General features: G+C 73.8%; 26 protein-coding genes and 1 tRNA gene. 19 read left to right on the top strand and 8 right to left on the bottom strand.

Features of this window, described 5'->3' with window-relative positions; genetic code table 11:
* Window positions 1–24: 24 nt before the first annotated feature.
* Window positions 25–963: a non-homologous end-joining DNA ligase gene (gene ligD / locus G5V58_RS14200; RefSeq protein ID WP_230486629.1), complete on the top strand. Its 939-nt coding sequence runs from the start codon at window positions 25–27 to the stop codon at window positions 961–963.
* Window positions 960–1,868 carry a non-homologous end-joining DNA ligase gene (ligD, locus tag G5V58_RS14195; RefSeq protein ID WP_165233896.1) on the top strand — a complete coding sequence of 303 codons (909 nt, stop codon included), beginning with the start codon at window positions 960–962 and terminating at the stop codon, window positions 1,866–1,868. The genes ligD (G5V58_RS14200) and ligD (G5V58_RS14195) overlap by 4 nt, the downstream gene beginning before the upstream one ends.
* Here ligD (G5V58_RS14195) and G5V58_RS14190 read toward each other — a convergent pair.
* Both G5V58_RS14190 and G5V58_RS14185 read right to left on the bottom strand, forming a co-directional pair.
* Window positions 1,849–2,277 carry a DNA polymerase ligase N-terminal domain-containing protein gene (locus G5V58_RS14190; protein ID WP_165233892.1) on the bottom strand — a complete coding sequence of 143 codons (429 nt, stop codon included), beginning with the start codon at window positions 2,275–2,277 and terminating at the stop codon, window positions 1,849–1,851. The genes ligD (G5V58_RS14195) and G5V58_RS14190 overlap by 20 nt on opposite strands.
* Window positions 2,274–3,023: a ZIP family metal transporter gene (locus G5V58_RS14185; RefSeq protein WP_165233889.1), complete on the bottom strand. Its 750-nt coding sequence runs from the start codon at window positions 3,021–3,023 to the stop codon at window positions 2,274–2,276. Before G5V58_RS14185 ends, G5V58_RS14190 begins: the two co-directional genes overlap by 4 nt.
* Before the next feature lie 32 nt (window positions 3,024–3,055).
* On the opposite strand from G5V58_RS14185, the gene G5V58_RS14180 reads away from it, so the two are divergent.
* The 6 genes from G5V58_RS14180 (at window position 3,056) to G5V58_RS14155 (ending at window position 6,234) form a co-directional block, all read left to right on the top strand.
* Entirely contained in the window at window positions 3,056–4,303 is a 1,248-nt protein-coding gene (locus G5V58_RS14180; protein WP_165233886.1) for a glutamate-5-semialdehyde dehydrogenase, read from the top strand.
* Between the two features lie 25 nt (window positions 4,304–4,328).
* Window positions 4,329–4,466: a hypothetical protein gene (locus G5V58_RS14175; protein WP_165233883.1), complete on the top strand. Its 138-nt coding sequence runs from the start codon at window positions 4,329–4,331 to the stop codon at window positions 4,464–4,466.
* Between the two features lie 37 nt (window positions 4,467–4,503).
* Window positions 4,504–5,094, top strand: coding sequence for a nicotinate-nucleotide adenylyltransferase (gene nadD / locus G5V58_RS14170; protein WP_230487356.1), 591 nt, complete (start codon window positions 4,504–4,506; stop codon window positions 5,092–5,094).
* Window positions 5,091–5,474, top strand: coding sequence for a ribosome silencing factor (rsfS, locus tag G5V58_RS14165; RefSeq protein ID WP_165233877.1), 384 nt, complete (start codon window positions 5,091–5,093; stop codon window positions 5,472–5,474). The genes nadD and rsfS overlap by 4 nt, the downstream gene beginning before the upstream one ends.
* A 5-nt stretch (window positions 5,475–5,479) precedes the next feature.
* The gene (locus tag G5V58_RS14160) at window positions 5,480–6,118 is read left to right on the top strand and encodes a histidine phosphatase family protein (RefSeq protein ID WP_165233869.1); all 639 of its coding nucleotides are present in this window, start codon (window positions 5,480–5,482) and stop codon (window positions 6,116–6,118) included.
* A 43-nt stretch (window positions 6,119–6,161) separates the two neighbouring features.
* A tRNA-Ala gene (locus G5V58_RS14155) sits at window positions 6,162–6,234 on the top strand.
* A gap of 188 nt (window positions 6,235–6,422) precedes the next feature.
* Here the strand turns inward: G5V58_RS14155 and G5V58_RS14150 are convergent.
* Both G5V58_RS14150 and G5V58_RS14145 read right to left on the bottom strand, forming a co-directional pair.
* Window positions 6,423–7,427, bottom strand: coding sequence for a PQQ-dependent sugar dehydrogenase (locus G5V58_RS14150; protein WP_230486628.1), 1,005 nt, complete (start codon window positions 7,425–7,427; stop codon window positions 6,423–6,425).
* Window positions 7,428–7,647: 220 nt separating this feature from the next.
* Complete coding sequence (locus tag G5V58_RS14145; protein ID WP_165233863.1) at window positions 7,648–8,058, bottom strand: ATP-binding protein; 411 nt, start codon at window positions 8,056–8,058, stop codon at window positions 7,648–7,650.
* Between the two features lie 215 nt (window positions 8,059–8,273).
* On the opposite strand from G5V58_RS14145, the gene G5V58_RS14140 reads away from it, so the two are divergent.
* The 4 genes from G5V58_RS14140 (at window position 8,274) to malQ (ending at window position 12,670) form a co-directional block, all read left to right on the top strand.
* Window positions 8,274–9,521 (top strand): fatty acid desaturase family protein, encoded by a 1,248-nt coding sequence (locus G5V58_RS14140; RefSeq protein ID WP_165233860.1) that lies wholly within the window; start codon window positions 8,274–8,276, stop codon window positions 9,519–9,521.
* A gap of 304 nt (window positions 9,522–9,825) precedes the next feature.
* On the top strand, window positions 9,826–10,533 hold the full coding sequence (locus tag G5V58_RS14135) for a response regulator transcription factor (protein WP_165233857.1): 708 nt from the start codon (window positions 9,826–9,828) through the stop codon (window positions 10,531–10,533).
* Window positions 10,534–10,549: 16 nt separating this feature from the next.
* Window positions 10,550–10,795, top strand: coding sequence for a hypothetical protein (locus G5V58_RS14130; RefSeq protein WP_165233854.1), 246 nt, complete (start codon window positions 10,550–10,552; stop codon window positions 10,793–10,795).
* Window positions 10,796–10,804: 9 nt separating this feature from the next.
* On the top strand, window positions 10,805–12,670 hold the full coding sequence (gene malQ, locus G5V58_RS14125) for a 4-alpha-glucanotransferase (RefSeq protein WP_230486627.1): 1,866 nt from the start codon (window positions 10,805–10,807) through the stop codon (window positions 12,668–12,670).
* Here the strand turns inward: malQ and G5V58_RS14120 are convergent.
* Complete coding sequence (locus G5V58_RS14120) at window positions 12,667–13,851, bottom strand: FAD-dependent oxidoreductase (RefSeq protein WP_407939756.1); 1,185 nt, start codon at window positions 13,849–13,851, stop codon at window positions 12,667–12,669. The genes malQ and G5V58_RS14120 overlap by 4 nt on opposite strands.
* A 67-nt stretch (window positions 13,852–13,918) precedes the next feature.
* Window positions 13,919–14,482 (bottom strand): OsmC family protein, encoded by a 564-nt coding sequence (locus G5V58_RS14115; RefSeq protein ID WP_165233851.1) that lies wholly within the window; start codon window positions 14,480–14,482, stop codon window positions 13,919–13,921.
* A gap of 74 nt (window positions 14,483–14,556) precedes the next feature.
* Here G5V58_RS14115 and metX point away from each other — a divergent pair, with 74 nt between their 5' ends.
* From metX to G5V58_RS14100, 3 genes are read left to right on the top strand one after another with little or no spacing between them, the layout of a single operon-like run.
* Window positions 14,557–15,759 (top strand): homoserine O-acetyltransferase MetX, encoded by a 1,203-nt coding sequence (metX, locus tag G5V58_RS14110; protein ID WP_165233848.1) that lies wholly within the window; start codon window positions 14,557–14,559, stop codon window positions 15,757–15,759.
* Window positions 15,760–15,763: 4 nt separating this feature from the next.
* A complete protein-coding gene (locus G5V58_RS14105) occupies window positions 15,764–17,059 on the top strand; it encodes an O-acetylhomoserine aminocarboxypropyltransferase/cysteine synthase family protein (protein ID WP_165233845.1) in 1,296 nt (431 codons plus the stop codon).
* Complete coding sequence (locus tag G5V58_RS14100; protein ID WP_196240512.1) at window positions 17,056–17,550, top strand: CoA-binding protein; 495 nt, start codon at window positions 17,056–17,058, stop codon at window positions 17,548–17,550. The genes G5V58_RS14105 and G5V58_RS14100 overlap by 4 nt, the downstream gene beginning before the upstream one ends.
* An 89-nt stretch (window positions 17,551–17,639) precedes the next feature.
* Here G5V58_RS14100 and G5V58_RS14095 read toward each other — a convergent pair whose 3' ends face one another.
* Both G5V58_RS14095 and G5V58_RS14090 read right to left on the bottom strand, forming a co-directional pair.
* The gene (locus tag G5V58_RS14095; RefSeq protein ID WP_165233842.1) at window positions 17,640–18,245 is read right to left on the bottom strand and encodes an SGNH/GDSL hydrolase family protein; all 606 of its coding nucleotides are present in this window, start codon (window positions 18,243–18,245) and stop codon (window positions 17,640–17,642) included.
* 1 nt (window position 18,246) lies between these two features.
* Window positions 18,247–18,858, bottom strand: coding sequence for a response regulator transcription factor (locus tag G5V58_RS14090; protein WP_165233838.1), 612 nt, complete (start codon window positions 18,856–18,858; stop codon window positions 18,247–18,249).
* A gap of 148 nt (window positions 18,859–19,006) precedes the next feature.
* Here G5V58_RS14090 and G5V58_RS14085 point away from each other — a divergent pair, with 148 nt between their 5' ends.
* The 4 genes from G5V58_RS14085 to G5V58_RS14070 are packed head-to-tail and all read left to right on the top strand — an operon-like array spanning window position 19,007 to window position 21,826.
* Window positions 19,007–20,161, top strand: a complete 1,155-nt coding sequence (locus G5V58_RS14085; RefSeq protein WP_230486626.1) for a CaiB/BaiF CoA transferase family protein — start codon at window positions 19,007–19,009, stop codon at window positions 20,159–20,161.
* A complete protein-coding gene (locus tag G5V58_RS14080) occupies window positions 20,158–20,901 on the top strand; it encodes a GntR family transcriptional regulator (RefSeq protein WP_165233832.1) in 744 nt (247 codons plus the stop codon). Before G5V58_RS14085 ends, G5V58_RS14080 begins: the two co-directional genes overlap by 4 nt.
* Window positions 20,889–21,530 (top strand): carboxymuconolactone decarboxylase family protein, encoded by a 642-nt coding sequence (locus G5V58_RS14075; RefSeq protein WP_165233829.1) that lies wholly within the window; start codon window positions 20,889–20,891, stop codon window positions 21,528–21,530. The genes G5V58_RS14080 and G5V58_RS14075 overlap by 13 nt, the downstream gene beginning before the upstream one ends.
* Complete coding sequence (locus tag G5V58_RS14070) at window positions 21,527–21,826, top strand: putative quinol monooxygenase (RefSeq protein ID WP_165233826.1); 300 nt, start codon at window positions 21,527–21,529, stop codon at window positions 21,824–21,826. The genes G5V58_RS14075 and G5V58_RS14070 overlap by 4 nt, the downstream gene beginning before the upstream one ends.
* Window positions 21,827–21,838 lie beyond the last annotated feature (12 nt).

Below are 21,838 nucleotides of genomic sequence, written 5' to 3'. Positions count from 1 at the left end.
CGGACGAGCGGGTACCACAGCAGCGTGACCGACATCCCGCAGCCGGCGCTGGCGACGCTGTCGCACGAGCGCTTCTGGGCCGACGGGTGGGTCTACGAGCGCAAGCTCGACGGCCAGCGCTGCCTGGCCGTGCGCACCGGCCGGGGCACCCGGCTCTACTCCCGCTCGGGCCGCGACGTGACGGTGGCGTTCCCGGAGATCGCGGAGGCGCTGGAGGAGCAGGCGTCGACCGACTTCGTGGTGGACGGTGAGGTGGTGGCCTTCGAGGGCTCGCGCACGTCGTTCGCCCGGCTCCAGCCGCGCATCCACGTGAGCAGCGCGGACAAGGCGCGCCGCAGCGGCGTCCCGGTCTTCTTCTACGTCTTCGACGTGCTGCGCGCGGACGGCGAGGACCTGCGCGGCGAGCCGCTGCTGGCCCGCAAGCGGCGACTGCGCGCGCTGCTCACCTTCGACGGCCCGATCCGCTACACGCCGCACCGCAGGCAGGGGGGCGAGGAGTACTTCGCCGGGGCCTGCCGCAAGGGCTGGGAGGGGCTGATCGCCAAGCGCGCGGACGCGGCGTACGCCACCGGCCGCACCGACCGCTGGCTCAAGTTCAAGTGCGAGGCCGGCCAGGAGCTGGTCGTCGTCGGCTGGACCGACCCGGAGGGCTCGCGGGTCGCGCTGGGTGCGCTGCTGCTCGGCTACCACGAGGGCGACGACCTGGTGTACGCCGGCAAGGTCGGCACCGGCTTCTCCGAGGCGGTGCTGCGCGACCTGCACGCGCGGCTCGGCCCGCTCGAGGTCGACCCGTCGCCGTGCACCCAGGGCGCGCTCCCGCGCAAGGGTGTGCACTGGGCGCGGCCCGAGCTGGTGGCGCAGGTCGCCTTCACCGAGTGGACGCGGACCCACCAGCTGCGGCACCCGCGCTTCCTCGGGCTCCGCGAGGACAAGGCCGCGGCCGAGGTGGTGCGGGAGACGTGAGCGACTCGACCGTCGCGGGCGTGGAGATCTCCAAGCCGGACAAGGTGCTGTTCCCGGACGACCCCCCTCGATCCGGCAGCGTCACCAAGCTGGACCTCGCCCGTTACTACGACTCCGTGGCCGACGTGATGCTGCCGCACCTGCGCGGCCGGCCGGTGAACATGGAGCGCTTCCCGGACGGGCTGGGTGGGTTCAGCTTCTACGAGAAGAAGGTGCCGTCGCACTTCCCGGACTGGGTGCACACCGTCGAGGTCGCCACCGCCCAGGACCCCCAGCGGCAGGTCGTGGTCGACGACCGCCGCAGCCTGGTCTACCTGGCCCAGCAGGCCTGCGTCACGCCGCACACGTGGCTGTGCACCACGAAGGCGCTCGACCAGCCGGACCAGCTCGTCTTCGACCTCGACCCCAGCGACGACGACCTGGCCAAGGTGCGCAAGGCGACCCGGATGGTGGGCGAGCTGCTCGACGACCTCGGCCTCACGACGTACCTCAAGACGACCGGTTCGCGCGGCTACCACGTGCTGGTGCCGCTGCGACCGCGGCTGGGCTTCGACGAGGTGCGCGACTTCGCGCACCGCTGCGCCGAACTGCTGGTCGAGAAGGCGCCGGACCTGCTGACCGTCGAGGTGCGCAAGGCCAAGCGGGGCAGGAGGGTCTACGTCGACGTGGCCCGCAACGGCTACGCGCAGACCGCGGTCCCGGCATACGCCGTCCGCGCGCGGCCCGGTGCGCCGGTCTCGACGCCGATCACCTGGGACGAGCTGTCGCGGGTGCCACCGACGAAGTACACCGTGCGCACCGTCGGTCGCCGCCTGGCCGCCAAGCCCTGCCCGTGGCGCGACGTGCGCCGGCACGCCCAGTCGCTGGCCCGGGCGGACCGAGCGCTCAGAGGGTCCGGTCGCTGAGCACCGAGCCCAGCTCGTCCTCGGCCCAGACCTGACCCGGCGCCGCGCCCTCGTCGTCCAGCTTGAGCAGCAGCCAGCCCAGCCGGGTCTGCTGCAGTGCGAAGCCACCGTGCAGCCGGTGGCCCTCGAGGGTGAAGCGCAGGTGGCCCTCCTCGAGGGCCGGGCCGGGGTCGGTCGCCGGCTCGAAGGTCCCGGTGTCCCAGACGACCTTGTGGTCGTCCTCGTAGGCCAGGTGCTCCTCGAGGTCGTGGTCGTCGACCCGGATGGCCAGCCGCTTCACCGCTGGGTCCAGGCTCGGCCCCTTCGGCACCGCCCACGACGCGAGCGCGCCGTCGACCTCGAGCCGCAGGTCGAAGTGGAGCGTGGTCGCCTGGTGCCGGTTGACCACGAACCGCAGTGGTGCGCTCACGACCGGGTCAGCGCGAAGGCGGTGATGAAGCCGAGCGTGACCACCAGCCCGGTGAGCAGGTGGGTGCGCGCGTACGCCTCGGGGATCATCGTGTCGGCCACCATGGTCAGGATGGCACCCGCCGCGACCGCGGTGATGACCGAGATCGTGGCGTCCGCCGCGCCGTCCAGCAGCAGGCAGCCGAGCAGGCCGGCCAGGCCGCTGGCCACGGCGATCGAGACCCAGACGCCGAAGACGTAGCGCGCGCTGCGGCCGTTGGCCTTCATGCCGGCCGAGCTGGACAGGCCCTCGGGCAGGTTGGAGATCGCGATGGCGGCCAGCACGGGTACGCCGACGCCGTGGCCGCCGAGCAGCGAGAGCCCGAGGACCACCGACTCCGGGATGCCGTCGAGCAGGGCGCCGACCGCGATGGCCGTGCCGCTGCCGGCCTGGTCCTGCTCGGAGGACTGCTCCTCGCCCGAGCTCTTGCGGCGGGCGGCACCGCGACGGTTGAGCACGGCGTTGGCGGCGACGTACACCGCGGCTCCGCCGGCCAGCCCGATGAGGGTCGCGGTGAGCCCGCCCGAGCGCTCGGCCTCGTCGACCAGGTCGAAGGCGAGCGCGGAGAAGAGCACGCCCGAGCCGAAGGCCATCACCGTGGCGACGACCAGCCGCGGCACGCGGAGCAGCCAGGCGATCGCGGCGCCGACCACCAGCATCCCGCCGGCGACCAGCCCCCACAGTCCAGCCTGCAGGTACACGGGCACGGTGCTGCCTCCTCACGCCTATCCTCGCGGCTGTGGGTACCCAGGACGTGCTCGACACCGCACGCCGCGCGCGTGCGGCCAGCCACGGGCTGGCCCTGGCCACGCGGGCCGAGAAGGACGCGGCCCTGCTGGCCATGGCCGACGCGCTGGTCGCCCGGTGGTCGGAGGTCCTGGACGCCAACGCCGAGGACGTCGCGCGCGCCGAGACCGGCGGCACGGCCGCGAACATCGTGGACCGGCTCCGGCTGACCCCGCAGCGCCTGGAGGACATGGCCCGCGGGCTGCGCGAGGTGGCGGCGCTGCCCGACCCGGTCGGCGAGGTGGTGCGCGGCGGCACCCTGGCCAACGGGCTCGAGCTGCGGCAGGTGCGGGTGCCGTTCGGGGTGGTCGGGATGGTCTACGAGGCCCGGCCCAACGTGACCGTCGACGCCGCGGGCATCTGCCTCAAGAGCGGGAACGCCGTGCTGCTGCGCGGCTCGTCCTCGGCCCGGTCGTCCAACGCCGCCCTGGTCGGGGTGCTGCGCGACGCGCTGGCCGGCTCCGGCCTGGACCCCGACGTCGTCCAGCTGGTGCCGGGCGACTCCCACGAGTCGGTCAAGGCGCTGATGCGCGCCCGCGGGCTGGTCGACGTGCTCATCCCGCGCGGGGGAGCGGGCCTCATCCGCTCGGTGGTCGAGGAGTCCACGGTGCCGGTCATCGAGACCGGGGTCGGCAACTGCCACGTGTACGTCGACCGGGCGGCCGACCTCGAGAAGGCGCTGGCCGTCGTCCTCAACGCCAAGACCCAGCGGACCAGCGTCTGCAACGCGGCCGAGTCGCTGCTGGTGCACGCCGAGGTGGTCGAGGCCTTCCTGCCGCGCGTGGTCGCCGCCCTCCAGGAGGCCGGGGTGACGATCCACGGCGACGAGGCCTTCCTGGCCCACGCGGGCGTCGTGCCGGCGACGGACGAGGACTGGGGCGAGGAGTACCTCTCCCTCGACATCGCCGCCCGCGTCGTGCCGGACCTGGACGAGGCGCTGGCGCACATCCGCCGCTGGTCGAGCCAGCACAGCGAGGCGATCCTGACCGAGGACCAGGCGGCGGCGCGGCGGTTCGTGGCCGAGGTCGACTCCGCGGCGGTGCTGGTCAACGCCTCGACCCGGTTCACCGACGGCGGGGAGTTCGGCTTCGGGGCCGAGATCGGGATCAGCACGCAGAAGCTGCACGCCCGCGGCCCGATGGGGCTGCCGGAGATGACGTCGACCAAGTACGTCGTGGTGGGGGACGGGCACACGAGGTGACGGCGGGGCTGGGTAGGCTGCACGCATGACCGCGCAGATCCTGGGCTTCGGGGAAGAAGTCGACGTCGCGCTGAGCTTCGGCATCGGCGCCCTCGCCTTGGTGATCCTGCTGGCCCTCATGGCCGCGCTGGTCGCCTTCGGCGGCGGGCGGGAGCACTCCTGACCTCGGCGGTCGGCCCGTGACCCGCCGTGTCGGGGTGATGGGCGGCACGTTCGACCCCATCCACCACGGCCACCTGGTCGCCGCCTCCGAGGTCCAGTCCTGGTTCGACCTCGACGAGGTCCTCTTCGTGCCCACCGGCGACCCGTGGCAGAAGTCCGACCGCGCCGTCACCGAGGCCGAGCACCGCTACCTCATGACGGTGATCGCCACCGCCTCCAACCCGCGCTTCTCGGTCTCGCGCGTGGACGTCGACCGGGCCGGCCCGACGTACACCGTGGACACGCTGCGCGACCTCAAGAACGCCGAGCCGGACAGCGAGCTCTACTTTATCACCGGCGCCGACGCGCTGGCCGACATCTTCACCTGGCGCTCGGCCGAGGAGCTGTTCGGGCTGGCGCGGTTCGTGGGCGTGACCCGGCCCGGGCACGAGATGGACCCGGCCACGCTCGCTGCCATCCCCGCCGACAAGGTGACGATGGTCGAGATCCCGGCCCTGGCCATCTCCTCCACCGACTGCCGCGCGCGCACCCGCCGCGGCGAGCCGGTGTGGTACCTCGTCCCCGACGGTGTCGTGCAGTACATCGCCAAGCACCACCTCTACCCCGCACCCGCTGGAGCCTCCTCGTGACCGCCACCGACCACGCCGTCGAGCTCGTCGTGACCGCCGCCCGCGCGGCCTCCGACAAGCTGGCGCAGCAGATCATCGCCTTCGACGTCAGCGACCAGCTGGCCATCACCGACGCCTTCCTCCTCGCCTCGGCCACCAACGACCGCCAGGTCCGCGCCATCGTCGACGAGGTCGAGGACAAGCTCCGCGAGATCGGCGCCAAGCCCATCCGCCGCGAGGGCGAGCGCGACGGGCGCTGGGTGCTCATCGACTACGGCGAGATCGTCGTGCACGTCCAGCACGAGGAGGAGCGGCAGTTCTACGCCCTCGAGCGGCTGTGGCGCGACTGCCCGACGATCCCGCTTCCCGCGGACGTCACCGCCCCGCACTCGCGCGGCTGAGCCTGGTGTCCGAGCTCGTCCTCCTCCGGCACGGCCGCACCGACTGGAACGCCGAGCGTCGCCTGCAGGGCCAGTCGCAGTCCCAGCTCGACGAGCTCGGCCGGGCCCAGGCCGCGGCCACCGCGCCGGTCCTCGCCGCACTAGGGCCCACGGTGCTCTGGTCCTCCGACGCTGACCGCACCCGCGCCACGGCCGCCTACGTCGCCTCGGCCACCGGTCTCGAGCCCCGCTTCGACCCGCGCCTGCGCGAGTACTCCTTCGGCGCTCTCGAAGGGTTGCTGGCCACCGAGTTCGAGGCGGCCGACCCCGACGGCTTCGCGGCGTACCGCGTGGGGGAGTGGGACCGCGTGCCCGAGGTGGAGCGCTACGCCGACGTCGCCGCCCGCACCACCGCCGCCCTCTCCGAGCTCGCCGGCCTGCTCGGCCCGGGCGACACCGGCGTCGCCGTCTCCCACGGCGCGGCCATCCGCACCGCCACCGCCACGCTCCTCGGCTGGGGCCGCCCCCAGGCCGAGACCATGACCGGTCTCGACAACTGCGGCTGGGTCGTCCTGCGCCGCCGGGGGCCCGACGCACCCTGGCGACTGGCCGCCTACAACCGCACCGTGGCACCCGATTTCATCCAGACGACACCGGTTGGCTAAACTTCCGCGGGTTGCCCACCGGGACACCGGGGGCGGCCGAGATGGGGCTGTGGCGCAGCTGGTAGCGCATCTGCATGGCATGCAGAGGGTCAGGGGTTCGAGTCCCCTCAGCTCCACCCACCGAGAAGGCCCGCCGCGCTGAGCGCGGCGGGCCTTCTCGCTTCGTCGGAGCCGACGGGACCCGAACCCCTGACCCTCTGCCCGCCACGCAGCTGCGCGGGCTCCACCCTGCGGGTGGCTCAGGGGAGCACGACGGCCAGGCGGCTGCGGGACCCCTGCCTCACGGCAGGGAGTACCCGTCGCCTCAGGCGGGCGTCACCCGGAGCAGCTGGTCCTGGCCGTCGCCGTTGTCGGTGGTGACGTACAGCGCTCCGTCGGTGCCCAGCTGCGGCGTGCGGATGCGGCCGTACTCCTCGAGCTCGGGGAGGCGGAACTGGTCGACCAGGGCGCCGGCGTCGTCGAGGCGGAGCGCGAGGACGCCGGTGTCCTTCTGGACGCCGAGGAGGAGCAGGCCCTCGTCGTCGCCCCACTGGTCGCCGTCGAGGAAGGTGATGCCGCAGACGGCGATGGTGGGGTCGCCGGAGGACCAGACGGCCTCGATGGCGCCGGGGATGTCGGTGTCGGTCATGGGCACGCTCTCGTCGTACTCGCCCTGGCCGACGGGGTTCCAGCCGTAGTTGCCGCCGTCGACGGCGAGGTTGACCTCGTCGTCGCGGGAGCTGCCCTGCTCGGCGGTGAAGACCTGGTCGGTGCCGGGGCGCACGGCGATGCCCTGGACGTTGCGGTGGCCGTAGCCGACGACCTGGGGCCGGCCGCCGGTGGCGGGGTCGACGCGCAGCAGCTTGCCGGCCAGGGAGTCGAGGTCCTGCGGGTTGGTGCCGAGGGCGTTGTCGCCGGTGCCGATGAGCAGTTGGCCCTGCGGGTCGAAGCGGAGCCGGCAGCCGCCGTGCCGGCCGATGGCGCGGTTGACCGGGATCTCGCCGACCAGGGGGTCGGCCACGCGGGTGGCCGCGGACCAGTCGTCGTCGACGGTCCAGCTCACGACCTCGATGGCCGGGCCGCCGTCCGCGCCGCCGTCGACGGCGCCCTGGCAGGTGTAGAAGGTGCGGTTGTCCGCGAACGCCGGGTCGAGCACGAGCCCCATGAGCCCGGTCTCGCCTTCGGCGAACAGGTCGGAGAAGTCGGCGTCGACCTCCTGGTCCGAGCCGTCGGGGAGCACGGCGGTCAGCCCGCCGCCGCGCTCGTCGAGCAGCAGGGTGCCGTCCGGCGCCTGCGCCACGTCCCACGGGTGGTCCAGGCCGTCGAGCACGGTCTCGACCCGCAGCGCCGGGGCGTCGGCGGGCGGGGGAGCCGACGTCCGCGCCTGCGCCGCTGTCGCCGGACGCCGTGCCGCCGCTGCCCCCGCTGTCGGCGCTGTCGGCGTCGTCACCGCACCCGGCCAGCAGGCCGGCGAGCAGCAGGGCGGCGACCGCGCCGAGCGCGGCGGGGCGGCGGCGTCGCGGGCTCACGCCAGCGACGCTACCCGGCGCTCACCAGCGCAGCCGGGCGGAGACCTCGGTGCCGTGGGAGCGGTCGACGTGCCAGGACTCGCAGATGGCGGCGACCATGACCAGGCCGCGCCCGGAGGGCTGGTCGTCGGACCAGGGCCGGGGCGTGATGGCGCCGCCCTCGCCGGCGTCGCGGACGGCGATCTCGAGGTGCTTCTCGGCCAGCGTGCAGGCGACGGCGATGAGGCCGTCGGCGTCGGGGCGGCCGTGGGTGACGCCGTTGATGACCAGCTCGTGCAGGACGAGCTCGGCGTCCTGGACGAGCAGGCGCGGCACCCGTTCGTCCAGCAGGTCGTCGAGCAGCTGCCGGGCGGTGCGCGCGGAGTCCAGGTGTGCGGGCAGGCGGACCGCGAAGGAGGAGCCGTGAGCGGCCGCGTCGGCGCCCATGGTCATCGTGTCCTTCCGTGCCCGTCCGCGCCCGCCGGAACGGGCAGCCCCCGAGAGTGGTCACCGGCGCCCCGTCGCGCCGGGGAGGTCGGTTCCCCATCCCGGCCCGGAACATGCCCACCCGTCTCACCCCTTCGGTGGGTGTGCCTAGGGTTCTCCCGGGGCACCAGCGGTGCGGCGCGGGGGCTGAGCAGGGGAGTGGAGATGCTGGGCGGACGCGCATGAGCACGACGGCGACGGCGACGACCTCGCCGACGGCGACGACGGCGACGTCGGCAGCACCGGCCGCGGTGCGGACCAGTGCGGAGCGGCTGAGCGCCGAGGACGTCGCGGCGATCGGGCGCGAGCTGGACGCCATCCGCGAGGCGGTGGTGCGCAGCCGGGGCGCGCGCGACGCGGCGTACATCCGCCGGGTGGTGGCCGCCCAGCGCGCGCTCGAGCTGGGCAGCCGTGCGGTGCTGCTGGTCGGCAGCCGCTGGCGGCCGGCGTGGGTGCTGGGCACCGCGAGCCTGACCCTGGCCAAGGTGCTGGACAACATGGAGATCGGCCACAACGTCCTGCACGGACAGTGGGACTGGATGCGCGACCCCAGGATCCACTCGACCACCTGGGACTGGGACCACGCCTCCCCGGTCGGGCAGTGGAAGCGCGCGCACAACGAGCTGCACCACCGCTACACCAACATCGTCGGGCGCGACAACGACCTCGGCTACGGGATCATGCGGGTAAGCGAGCACCAGGAGTGGCAGCCGCGGCACCTGGTCCAGCCGCTGTGGAACCTGATCACCGCGTGCATCTTCGAGTGGGGCATCGCGATGTACGACGCCGACCTCGGCGACGCGCTCCGCGGCGGCGAGGGCGTGCCGCCCGAGACGCGGCAGCGGGTCCGCGCGGCGCTGGGCAAGGCGGGCAAGCAGGCGCTCAAGGACTACGTCGTGCACCCGGTCCTGAGCGGCCCGGGCTTCCGGCAGACGCTGGCCGCGAACGCGCTGGCCAACCTGGTCCGCAACCTGTGGAGCCACTCGGTCATCATGTGCGGCCACTTCCCGGAGGGCGTGGAGACCTTCGAGCAGGACGAGCTCGACGAGCGCGAGGACCGCGCGCAGTGGTACGTCCGCCAGATGCTCGGCTCGGCCGACATCTCCGGCCCGCCCCTGCTGCACCTGCTGACCGGCAACCTGTCGCACCAGATCGAGCACCACCTGTTCCCCGACCTGCCGAGCAACCGGTACGCCGAGATCGCGGTCCAGGTCCGCGACCTCTTCGAGCGCTACGGGCTGGCCTACAACGCGCGCCCGCTCGTGCCCCAGGTGCTCTCAGCGTGGCACCGCGTCGTGCGCCTCTCGCTGCCCGACGGCTGGCTCGACGAGACCCGGCGCGGCGGGCTGCGGCCCCAGCTGCGCCGGCTGGCCCGCCAGGCCCGCGAGGCCCGGCACGCCAGACGGGCGCTGCGCCCGGCGCCCGCCTGAGGCCCGGACGGCCGCGGGCCGGGTGCGGTAGACCGCCAGCCGACCGGCCCCCGTCTCCGCCTCGCGTCGCGTCCGGACCGGACGGCGTGCGCTCGCGTTCCCCCCGATGATCATGACGATCCCGCCCCCCACGACGTGGGCCCCGAGCCCCACGCCCGGTCCCGATCCGCAGGCGCCGCCCCCGGCGACCTGCTGGTGGGGGTCTACCCGGCGCCCCGGCCCCGGACACCGCGGTCTGGACCGCGCCGAGCGCGCGGGCTCCACCCGAAAGGGCGGGTGCCTGGTCCCGACCGGGCTCCCTAGGGTGGAGTCGTGGGCGAGGAAGCAGGCGGCGGTCGGGGTGCCGGGGGCTGACGGCGGTGCTGACCCCGGGCTGGCGCCCCTGCTCGTGGCGGTCATCAGCCCGCGTGAGGTCGTGCGGCGGGGCGTGGTCGCCATGCTCGGCGACGCCGGTCGCACCATCCGCGTGAGCACGGTCGCCTCCGACGCCCGCAGCGGCGACGTGGGCCTGGTGGACGTCGTGCTCTACGACCTCGAGCGGCTGACCGGCGCGCCGCACACCGAGTTGAGCAGGCTGCTGGCCGGTTCGGCCGTGGTGGTCGCCTTCGAGGTCGTGGACCGGCCCGACCTGGCCCAGCGCGCGCTGTCGCTCGGCGTGACCGACTCGGTGCCGCCCGATGTCGGGACGCGCACCCTCATCGACGTGCTGCGGCGCGCCGCGCGGGGCGAGGGGACCAGCGCCTCGGCGTACCGCGCCGACCGGCACGCCGAGGCCGTGCGGCGCTACGGCATCACCGAGCGGGAGGCCGGCGTCCTCGCGCTCATCGCGGCCGGGATGAGCAACGAGCAGATCGCCGCCCACCTGTTCCTCAGCATCAACTCGGTCAAGACCTACATCCGCCAGGCCTACCGCCGCATCGGCGTCGGCTCGCGGACCGAGGCCGTGCTCTGGGCGGTGCGGCACGGGCTGGCCGAGCCGGACCCGCGCGAGGCCGAGCGGCGCGCCCGGTGAGGGGTACCGGGCCGCGGTGGCAGCGTCGGGAGAGCAGGTCGTCTACGGCGGCCCGAGCCTGCCCGACGTCGACGTGTGGGTCGAGGACGACCTCGGCGGCCAGTGGGTGCCCGGCGAGCTGCTCCGGTCGGTCCGGCTGGCGGACGGGCGCTGGCGCCACCTGGTCCGCTGGTGGCCGGTCGCGCACCGCCCGCCGCGCCGGCAGGTCGTGCCCGAGGAGCGGGTCCGGCGCGACGACCCGCTGCGCTACGACGAGCTCTAGGCGCGACGCATGCCGATGGCCCGCGTGGGTCACAGGCAGCGGGTGAGCGCGGACTTCGACGGGGGCATCGACGCCTGGGGCATCCAGCACCGCTGGCTGGACGCGGCGGACGCCGAGCACGAGGTCGCCGACGCCACCGTCGACCGGCTCCGCACGGTCATCGGCGAGCCGCCGGTGGACCTCGAGGCGACGGCACCGGTCGTGACCCGGCCCGGCCGCGACCTCGGTCTCGGCCGGGTGCAGGTGACCTGCGAGGACGGCAGCGAGCGCGTCGTGGACGGCGTGCTGCCCGCGGACTTCCCGCTCGGCTACCACCAGCTGCGCACCGCCGACGGGACCGAGCGCCGGCTGGTCGTCTCGCCCGGGCGCTGCTGGCTGCCTCCGCAGGCGACGTGGGGCTGGACCGTGCAGCTGTACGCCGCCCGCTCGGCCGCGAGCTGGGGGATCGGCGACCTGGCCGACCTGCGGACCCTGCGGACGTGGACCGAGGGCGACGGCGGCGGCTTCCTGCTGGTCAACCCGCTGCACGCCGTCGCGCCGACCCTCCCGCAGGAGGCCAGCCCCTACCTGCCGGCCACCCGGCGCTTCCGCAACCCGCTCTACCTCCGGGTCGAGGAGGTCCCCGGCCACGAGCCGGTCGACGTCGACGTCGACGCCGTGCGCACCCTGGCCGCCGAGTCGCTGGTCGACCGCGACGCCGCCTGGACCCTGAAGCGGGCGGCCCTCGCCGCGGCGCACGCCCGCAGCGGCGGCGACGACGCCTTCGCGGTGTGGCGCGCGGGTCGGGGGGACGCGCTCGAGGGTTTCGCCACCTGGTCGGCCCTCGCCGAGGAGCACGGGCCGGACTGGCGGCGCTGGCCCGAGGCGCTGCAGGACCCGACGTCCGCTGACGTGGCGGCGTACCGCGAGGCCCATGCCGGCGAGGTCGGCTTCCACGCCTGGCTCCAGTGGCAGCTGGACGAGCAGCTGCGGGCGGCCACCGGTGCGCTGACCGTCATCCAGGACCTGCCCATCGGCGTCTCCGGTGGCGGGGCCGACGCCTGGGTCTGGCAGGACACGCTCGCCCAGGGGATCACCGTGGGCGCACCGCCCGATGCGCTCAACACGCTGGGCCAGGACTGGGGCTCGCCGCCGCTCACGCCGTGGCGGCTCCGGGCGGCGGACTACGAGCCGTTCATCGAGTCGGTGCGCGGCACCATCGCCGGGGCGGGCGGGCTGCGCATCGACCACGTGATGGGGCTGTTCCGGCTCTGGTGGATCCCGGACGGCTCGGGCGCCGCGGACGGCGCCTACGTGCGCTACCCGAGCGACGACCTGCTCGACATCGTGGCCCTGGAGTCGCACCGCGCCCGGGCCGTGGTCGTGGGGGAGGACCTCGGCACCGTCGAGCCCGGCGTGGCCGAGGCGCTCGCCGAGCGGCGGATCCTGTCCTACAAGGTGCTGTGGTTCGAGGAGGACGACCCGGCGCAGTGGCCGGGCGCCGCCCTGGCCGCGGTGACCACCCACGACCTGCCCACGGTGGCCGGGCTCTGGACCGGCACGGACGCCGAGGACCAGCTCGAGGCCACCGACATGCCCGAGGCGGACGTGCGGCGCGGGCGCGCCGACCTGCTGGAGAAGCTGACCCGCGACGGCCTGGCCGAGGGCGCGAGCGCGGCCGAGGCCGTCGCGGCGGCGTACCGCCAGCTGGTCCGCGCGCCCTCGCTGCTCGTGTCGCTGTCGCTGGAGGACGCCGTGCTCGAGCAGCGCCGCCCCAACGTCCCGGGCACCACTGAGCGTGAGAACTGGCGGATCCTGCTGCCGGTCCCGGTCGACGAGCTGGGCGCCTCCGAGGACGTCGCCCGGCTGGTCCGGCTGGCCTCCGGGGAGGTCTAGGCCCGCTGGTGCGCGGGGTGGTCGAGGTACGCCGCGAGCCGGTCGACCACGTCGCGGGCGTCGTCCTCGATCCCGTGCAGGAACGTCGACTTGCGCCGCCGCAGGACCGGGAGGCCGAGGACGTAGAGCCCGGGGCTGTCCTCGACCACGCCCCCGTCGTGGCGCAGCGCGCCCTTGGCGTCGAGCACCGGCACGTCGAGCCAGGAGTAGTCCGGGCGGTAGCCGGTCGCCCACAGCACCGAGGACACCTCGCCGGAGCCCAGGTCGAGCTGGAGGCGCGCGGGCGACGGCACGCGCGTCGGCTCGGGCCGCTCGGCCTCGGGCCCGTCGACGCCGTTGGCCGCGGCGAACAGGTCGAAGCCGTCGAGCAGCCGCTGCTGCTTGAGGTCGGCCAGGGAGAAGACGTTGCGCAGTCCGCCGGAGAAGAGCGCCACCCCGTCGCGGACGGCCGCCCAGCGACCGACCAGCTGGACCCCGAGGTCCTGCACCGCGTTGAGGTCGAGCGTGGCCCGCTCGGGCGTGCCGACCAGCTGCGGCGAGGGCAGCCGGCGGGCGCGGGTGAGGTCGTCGAGCTCGTCGTACCGCTCGTCCCAGACGCCCGAGGCGTGCATCCACCACAGCACGTCGCGCCCGCGGTAGGTGCGCGGCAGCCGGGTGTGCTCACCGACCGAGAGCACGACGTGCCGACCGGCGCGGGCCAGCTCGGCGGCCAGCTGCGTCCCGGTGGCCGAGGCGCCGACCACGAGCACGCCGCCCTCGGGCAGCGAGGCGGGGTTGCGGTAGTCGAAGGCCGTCGTCTGGTGCAGGCCCTCGGGCAGAGAAGCGGCCAGGGCCGGCACCGCGGGCCGGTTGCAGGCGCCGGTGGCGATGACCACGCTGCGGGCGGTCAGCCCACCGGTGCTGGTGTCCACCGCGTAGCCGCCCTCGGTGCGCCGCACCGAGGTGACGGTGGTGCCGGTGCGCACCGGGGCCGCCGAGCGCACGGCGTACGCCGCGATGTGGTCGGCGACCTCGGGTGCGGACAGGTAGCCGTCCGGGTCCGGGCCCGCGTAGGGGTGGCCGGGCAGCCCGTTGAGCCAGTTCGGGGTCAGCAGGCGCAGCGAGTCCCAGCGCTCGTGGCGCCAGGAGTTCGCGACGTCGCCGCGCTCGAGGACCAGGTGGTCCACCGAGCGCGCGGCCAGGAAGTGGCTCGCGGCCAGCCCCGCGTGGCCGGCCCCGAGGACGAGGACGTCGGTGTGCTCGCTCAGGTCAGACGACCTCGACGCTCACGTCGGTGGGGTTGGTGAGCGCGTCGAAGACGGCCGAGCGCTTCTGCGACTGCGCGACCAGGGCCTCGATCTCCTCGCGCGAGGCGTCGGCGTCGATCTTGAACGACACGTGCACGTCGTTGAAGCCGTTGCGCACGTCGCTGTCGGCGCCGAGGATGCCGCGGATGTCGTGGTTGCCCGAGACCGAGGCCTCGACGGAGCGGAGCTGGATGCCGCGGTTCTGCGCGACCGAGGCGACACCGGCGGACAGGCAGCTGGCCAGGCCGACGAGGAGGTACTCGATCGGGGTGATGCCGTTGTCCGTGGCCCCGAACACGGCCGGGTGGTCGGCGTCGAAGGTGTGCTCGCCCTCGTGACTCTGCTCCGCGCCGAGACCGAAGAACGGCTGGACCTTGATCTGGGTGTGCACGCCACGGTCCCAGGTCGAGGTCGCGCGCCACTGGAACTGGGCGGCCTCGGGCGCGTCGGTCAGCGCCGCGCGGGCGTCGAGCAGGTGCTGGACGTTGACGCCGTTGTCGGCGGTGGGGCTCTCGGTGGTGGTCATGGCGCCACGCTCCTCGGGTTTTGTCTAGTGGACCGGTCCACAATGAAACCAGATGCGGCGCTAGCATCACGGCCATGTCACCAGTCGAGACGGCAAGGCCCGGCTCGGTGGGCGTCGTCGAGACGCAGTACGTCGACCTCCCGGGCCCGCTGGCCCTCGACTGCGGGCGCGAGCTGAGCCAGGTCCGGGTGGCCTACGAGACCTACGGCGAGCTGTCCCCGACGCGCGACAACGTCATCCTCGTCTGCCACGCGCTGAGCGGGGACGCGCACGCGGCCGGCGTCTCGGCGACGCCCGGCGCCGAGAGCACGCGCGACGGCTTCGCCGCCGAGGAGCGCGACGGCGCGGCCGGCCGGGCGCTGGGCTGGTGGGACGGGATGATCGGGCCGGGCAAGGCCTTCGACACCGACCGGTTCTTCGTGGTGAGCACCAACCTGCTCGGCGGCTGCCGGGGCACCACCGGACCGGGCTCGACCGACCCGGCCACCGGGGCGCCGTACGGCGCGGACTTCCCGGTCATCACCGTGGCCGACATGGTCCGCACCGAGCGGGCCTTCCTCGACGCGCTCGGCATCGAGCGCTTGTACGCCGTGGCGGGCGGCTCGCTGGGTGGCATGCAGGCGCTGCAGTGGGCGGTGTCCCACCCCGACCAGGTCGACCACATCGTGGTGATCGCCAGCACGCACGCGCTGCACCCGCAGGGCGTGGCCTGGAACGCCATCGCGCGCGAGGCGATCCGCGCCGACCCCGACTGGCAGGGCGGGCACTACGAGGGCACCGGCCGCAAGCCCGACGCCGGCATGGGTGTGGCCCGGATGATCGGCCACGTCACCTACCTGTCCGGGCAGGCGCTGGACGACAAGTTCCACCGCCGACTCCAGGACCGCGACGACCTGGCCTACTCGATCACCGAGCCGGAGTTCCAGGTCGAGAGCTACCTGGAGCACCAGGCCGCGTCGTTCGTGAAGCGCTTCGACGCCAACACCTACCTCTACACCTCCCGCGCGCTGACCTACTTCGACCTGGCTCGCCAGCACGGCGACGGCTCGCTCGCCGACGCGCTGGCCGGCGTCCGGGCCCGCACGCTGCTCATCGCCTTCAGCTCCGACTGGCTCTACCCGCCCGTGGCCTCGGAGGAGATCGAGGCGGCCCTGCGCGCGGACGGCAAGGACGTCGAGCTGCACGTCATCGACGCGCCGTACGGTCACGACTGCTTCCTGCTCGAGGAGGCCAGGCAGACGCCGCTGATCCGGGCCTTCCTGGGCGAGGGAGGATGAGGACGTGAGCGAGGAACCCGACCACGACTTCGGCTTCGAGACCCGGCAGCTGCACGCCGGCCAGCGGCCCGACCCCAACACCGGGGCGCGGGCGGTGCCGATCTTCCAGACCTCGAGCTACGTCTTCGAGGACCCGGAGTCGGCGGCGGCGTACTTCAACCTCCAGGAGTACGGCAACACCTACTCCCGGATCATGAACCCGACCACCGCCGTGCTCGAGGAGCGCGTGGCCAACCTCGAGGGCGCCGCCGGCGGCGTGGCCTTCGCCAGCGGTCTCGGCGCGCAGGCCGCCGCGCTGTTCACGCTGCTGGTGCCCGGCGACCACGTGGTGTCCTCGGCCGCGCTGTACGGCGGCTCGGTCAACCAGCTCAAGCACCTGCTGCGCAAGATGAACGTCGAGCTGACCTGGGTCGACCCCGACGACCCGGAGGCGTGGCGGGCCGCGGTGCAGGACAACACCAAGGCATTCTTCGGCGAGACCATCGGCAACCCGGCCGGCAACGTCCTGGACATCGAGACGGTCTCCAGCATCGCGCACGAGCACGGCATCCCGCTGCTGGTCGACAACACCTTCGCCACGCCGTACCTCTGCCGGCCGATCGAGTGGGGCGCCGACATCGTCATCCACTCCGCCACCAAGTTCATCGGCGGCCACGGCACCTCCATCGGTGGCGTGGTCGTGGACTCCGGGGAGTTCGACTGGAGCAACGGGCGGTTCCCCGTCGTGGCCGACCCGTCGCCGGCGTACCACGGGCTGCAGTTCCACGAGACCTTCGGCACCTACGGCTACCTCATGAAGCTGCGCGCCGAGACCCTGCGCGACCTCGGCGCCCCCATGTCGCCGTTCAACGCGTTCCTGTTCCTGCAGGGGCTCGAGACGCTGTCGCTGCGGATGGAGCGCCACGTGACCAATGCGCTCGCGATCGCGACCTTCCTCGACGAGCACCCGCGGGCCTCCAACGTCACCCACCCCGGCCTGCCCGGCAGCAAGTACGCCGCCCTGGTCGAGAAGTACCTCCCGCGCGGCGCCGGCGCGGTCTTCTCCTTCGACGCCGCCGGCGGCCGCACCGGCGGCACCTCGCTCATCGGCCACCTCACCCTCTGGTCGCACCTGGCCAACGTCGGCGACGCCAAGAGCCTGGTCATCCACCCCGCCAGCACCACCCACCGCCAGCTCAGCGACGACGAGCTCGCCGCCGGCGGCGTCGGCCCCGGCACCATCCGGCTCTCCGTCGGGCTGGAGTCGGTCGACGACCTGATCTGGGACCTCTCCCGCGCGCTCGACGGGCTGGCGTCGTGACCGACACGGCGCTCGACCTGGGGCGCTACCAGGACCCGCTGACCATCCAGCGGGTGCTGCACTCGGCGAGGACCATCGCGGTGGTCGGTCTCTCGAGCAACGAGCTCCGGGCCAGCCACTTCGTCGGCTACTACCTGAAGCGGCACGGCTACCGCGTCATCCCGGTCAACCCGCGCGAGCCGGAGATCCTCGGCGAGAAGAGCTACGCCTCCCTCGCCGACATCCCCGAGCCCGTCGACATCGTCGACGTCTTCCGCGCTCCCGACGCCCTCCCCGGCATCGCCGAGGAGACCGTGGCCATCGGCGCACCCACGCTGTGGTGCCAGTTCGGCGTGGTCAACGACGAGGGCTTCCGCATCGCCGAGCAGGGCGGCGTGACGGTCGTCGCCGACCGCTGCCTCAAGATCGAGCACGCGCGGTACGTCGGCCGCATGCACTGGCTCGGCTTCAACACCTCGCGCATCACGTCGGTCCGCTCGGGCCTGCAGTAGCCGCCTGCTCGGCCCCACCCCCCATGTAACGCTCAGTTACCGGTACTCCCGACCCGTTGCAACGGGTCGGGAGTACCGGTAACTGAGCGTTACATGGGCGCGCCGGCGTCGCCGGCCGCGGCCAGGACCTCGGGTAGCAGGGCGGCGGCGATGACGGCGTAGCCGGCGCTGGACGGGTGGAAGCGGTCGGCGGCGAACATCCGGCCCGGATCGTCGTGGAAGGCACGCGACGTGGCGCCGTCGGCGTCGGCGACACGGGCGCCGAGGGCGAGGGCGACCTCGCTCTGCCGGGCGCGCATCTCGGCGCTGGCGACCTGGACGAGGGGGCGCAGCGGCGCCGGCACGTGCGGCACCATGCTGAGGTCAGGAGCGGGGGCGACCACCACCTCGCTGCCGACCTCGCGCAGCCGGCGCACCGCCTCGCCCAGCGCGGCCGCGGCCTCGGCCACGGGCTGCAGGTGCGTCAGGTCGTTGGCACCGATGACGACCACGGTCAGCTCGGGCGGCCAGGCGACGGCGCGCTGGACCTGCGCCGCGAGGCTGCTGCTGCGCGCCCCCGGGACGGCGTAGACGTGGGTCTCGGTGGTCGTGCCGCGCGCCTCGAGGGCCCGCGCCAGGCGCGGGCCGAGTCGGTCGGCCTCCGCGGACGCGCCCACGCCCCAGGCGATCGAGTCGCCGACGAGGGCGAGGCGCACGCTAGTCCGGCTCGAAGCCGTGCGTCAGCGCCCACCGCACGGCCTGCCCGCGCGAGCGGACGCCGATCTTGCGGTAGCCGGTGCGGATGTAGGTCTTGACCGTGTTGACGCTCAGGAAGGCGCTGGACGCGATCTGCTCGTTGGTCAGCCCCCGGGCGATGAAGCCCAGCATCTCCGACTCCCGCGCGCTCAGCCCGTGCTCCTGCCCGGGCCAGGTCGGCACGCTCTCCTCCTCGTCGGCCTCCGGGACCGGCGACTCAGCGTACTCACCGCGGTGGATGGCCAGGATCGCCGCCACCAGTTCCTCGGGCGGCAGCCCCTTGTGGATGTAGCCGGCCGCGCCCTGCGCCATCGCGGCGTCCACCGGGTAGGCCTGCCAGCTGTAGACCACCACCTTGGCGTCGTTCTCGGCCACGATCCGCTCGAGCTTCTCGTCGTCGCCCGCGAGCCGCCCGAACGTGTCGTAGAGGATCACGTCCACCGGCTCCTCGATCTCCCGGTCGGTGGTCAGCTCGACGACCCGCACCTGGTCGGCGTACTGCGCGAGGATGGTGGCGACGCCGGCGATGACGACGTGGTAGTCGTTCGACAGGGCGATCCGGACCGGTCTCACGCTGTCCCTGTACCCCAGCACCGCGCCCAGTCAGCCCCGTCGGCCGGAGGCCAGGATCGTCGATCATCCGGGCGGCGGGACAGGGAACATGCCGGCGATCGCGCAGGATTGTGGACAATCTGATGTTCATTCAGATAGAACTGCCTGCGTGAGCGGTCCGCTGGAGGGTGTGCGGGTGCTGGAGCTGGGCAGCCTGATCGCCGGCCCCTTCGCGGGTCAGCTGCTGGCCGACTACGGGGCCGAGGTGGTCAAGGTCGAGCTGCCGGGAAGCGGCGACCCGATGCGCCGCTGGGGCATCACGGTGGACGGCCAGAGCCTGTGGTGGCCGGCCATCGCGCGCGGCAAGAAGTCGGTCGCGGTCGACGTGCGCACCGACGAGGGCCGCGACGTCGTGCGGCGCATCGCCGCGCAGTGCGACGTGGTGCTCGAGAACTTCCGGCCGGGGACGCTGGCCCGCTGGGGTCTGGGGTACGACGACCTCCGCGCCCTCAACCCGGGGATCGTGGTGGTCCACGTGTCGGGGTTCGGGCAGAGCGGCCCGCGCTCCGGTGACGCCGGGTTCGGCAGTGTCGGCGAGGCGATGGGCGGGATCCGGCACACCACCGGCGACCCGGACCGGCGCTCGAGTCGCGCCGGGGTGAGCCTGGGTGACTCGCTGGCCGCGGTGTTCGCGGTGATCGGCACACTGGCCGCCCTGGTCGAGCGCGGCCGCAGCGGCGCCGGCCAGGAGGTCGACGTGGCGATCTACGAGGCGGTCGCGGCGCTGATGGAGTCGACGATGGTGGACTTCGAGCGCGCCGGCGTGGTCCGGCAGCGCTCCGGCAGCGTGCTGCCCGGAGTCGCGCCGTCGAACGTCTACACCTCGGCCGAGGGCACCGAGGTCCTCATCGCGGCCAACGCCGACGCGGTCTTCGCCCGGCTGTGCCAGGTGATGGGCCGACCCGAGCTCGCCGCCGACCCGCGGTACGTCGACCACGGGTCGCGCGGGAGCAACGCCGCGGAGCTCGACGAGCAGATCGAGGCCTGGACGCGCACGGTCGGCACCGAGGAGCTGCTCCGGCTGCTGTCGGAGGGCGGCGTGCCAGCCGGGAAGATCTACACCGCCCCCGACATGGTGAGCGACCCGCACTACCTGGCCCGCGACATGGTGCTCCGGCCCGAGGTCGACGGGGTGCGCCACGGCCCGATGGCCGGGGTCGTGCCGAAGTTCTCGCGGACCCCGGGCGAGGTGACCCGGGTCGGCCCGGCGCTGGGGGAGCACACCGACGAGGTGCTGGCGCGGCTCGCCCAGGAGGAGCGGTGACCGGGCTGCGGCTGGTCGCGGCCGACGACGACCGCACCCCGGCGTACGTCGCGCTGCGGCAGGCCATCGTCGAGGGTCGCTACCGGCCGGGCGAGCGGCTCCAGGAGCAGCGGATCGCCACCGAGCTGCAGCTGTCGCGGACGCCGGTGCGTGAGGCGCTGCGCAGCCTCGAGGCCGAGGGGCTGGTGGTCATCGCGCTCAACCGCGGCGCGGTGGTCCGTCCGATCGACGTGGGCGAGGTGGAGGACCTCTACGACCTGCGGGCCCGGCTGGAGTCCTACGCCGCGCACCGGGCCGTCGGCCGAGCCGGCCCCGCGGACCTCGAGCGGATGGACGAGGCCATCGCCGACTTCGACGAGCACGCCGACCGGGCCGCGGGCGGCGACCCCGACGCGCTCCGCACGGTCAACGACGCCAACGCGCGGTTCCACCAGGCGGTGCTCGAGGCGGCGCGCCACGAGCGGCTCGGCGTGCTGCTGCGCCGCGCCACCGACGTGCCGCTGGTGTTCCAGGCCTTCCGCCACTTCGACCGGGCCGCGATGGAGCGGTCCAACCTGTTCCACCGGCTGATCCGCGCCGCGGTCGCCGGGGCCGACGCCGGACGCGCCGAGGCGCTGATGGCCGAGCACATCGACCAGGGCCGCGACGTCCTGCTCGAGCGGCTGGCCCACAGCGGCTCGGTCGACGCGCTGTTCGACACCGATCCCCACCACGACAGGAGCACGCAGTGCCACGACTGAGCGAGGTATCCCGCGCCGACACGACCGACGAGGTCGTCCTCGGGTCCTACCAACGGCTGTTCGGCGACCGGGACCCGGTCGCCGAGCCCGGCACCGCGACCGGTACGCCGGGCAACTGGTGGACGGTGTTCGCCCTGTCGCCCGACGTGCTCAAGCACGCGATCCGAGGCTTCGCGCTCTACCAGAGCCCGAAGCGCCGGCTGCCGGGTGACCTGCGCGAGCTGGGGCAGACCCGCGCCGGGTGGCGCTCGGGCAGCCAGTTCGTCTTCTCCCAGCACGCGAAGGCGGCCCGGGCCAACGGGGTGAGCGCCGACAAGGTCGAGGCCATCCCGCACTGGCAGGTCTCCGACCTCTTCACCCCGGTCGAGCGCGCGGTGCTGGCCTACGCCGACGCGCTGGCCGGCGACGGTGGCCGCGTGCCGGACGGCGTCTTCGACGCCCTCCGCGAGCACCTCGACGACGTGCAGATCCTCGAGCTGACCTACATCACCTCGCTCTACGTCCAGCACGCCGTCATGGCGCGCGCCCTGCGGGTGGAGTTCGACGACCGGGACGAGCCCGTGGTCGAGGTGGCGGCCCCCGAGGGCTACGCCGAGGGCGACCTGGACATCGCGGGCCGGGACGCATGATCCTCGCGACCGCCTACTTCCACGTGCGACCCGGTGCGGCCGACGAGTTCGCCGCGGCGGCGCGCGAGGTCATCGCCCGCACCACCGCCGACGAGCCGGGCTGCGTGGCGTACTCCTGCTACCGCGAGGTGCTCGACGAGGACCAGTTCGTCTTCGTCGAGGAGTGGCAGGACCTGGCGGCGATCGGCGCCCACGCGCAGAGTGAGCACTTCCTCGCCTTCGACGCGCTGGCGCGCGACCTGGTCGACGCCCAGCGCGTCGTGCTGCACACCGTGGAGAAGAGCCGCACCGTCTGAACGGGGCGGACG

Origin of the sequence: Nocardioides anomalus, assembly GCF_011046535.1 — a bacterium.
GTDB classification, from domain to species: Bacteria; Actinomycetota; Actinomycetes; order Propionibacteriales; family Nocardioidaceae; genus Nocardioides; species Nocardioides anomalus.
Note: the sequence above shows the minus strand (reverse complement) of the source record. Positions and strands in the feature narration are given on the sequence as shown.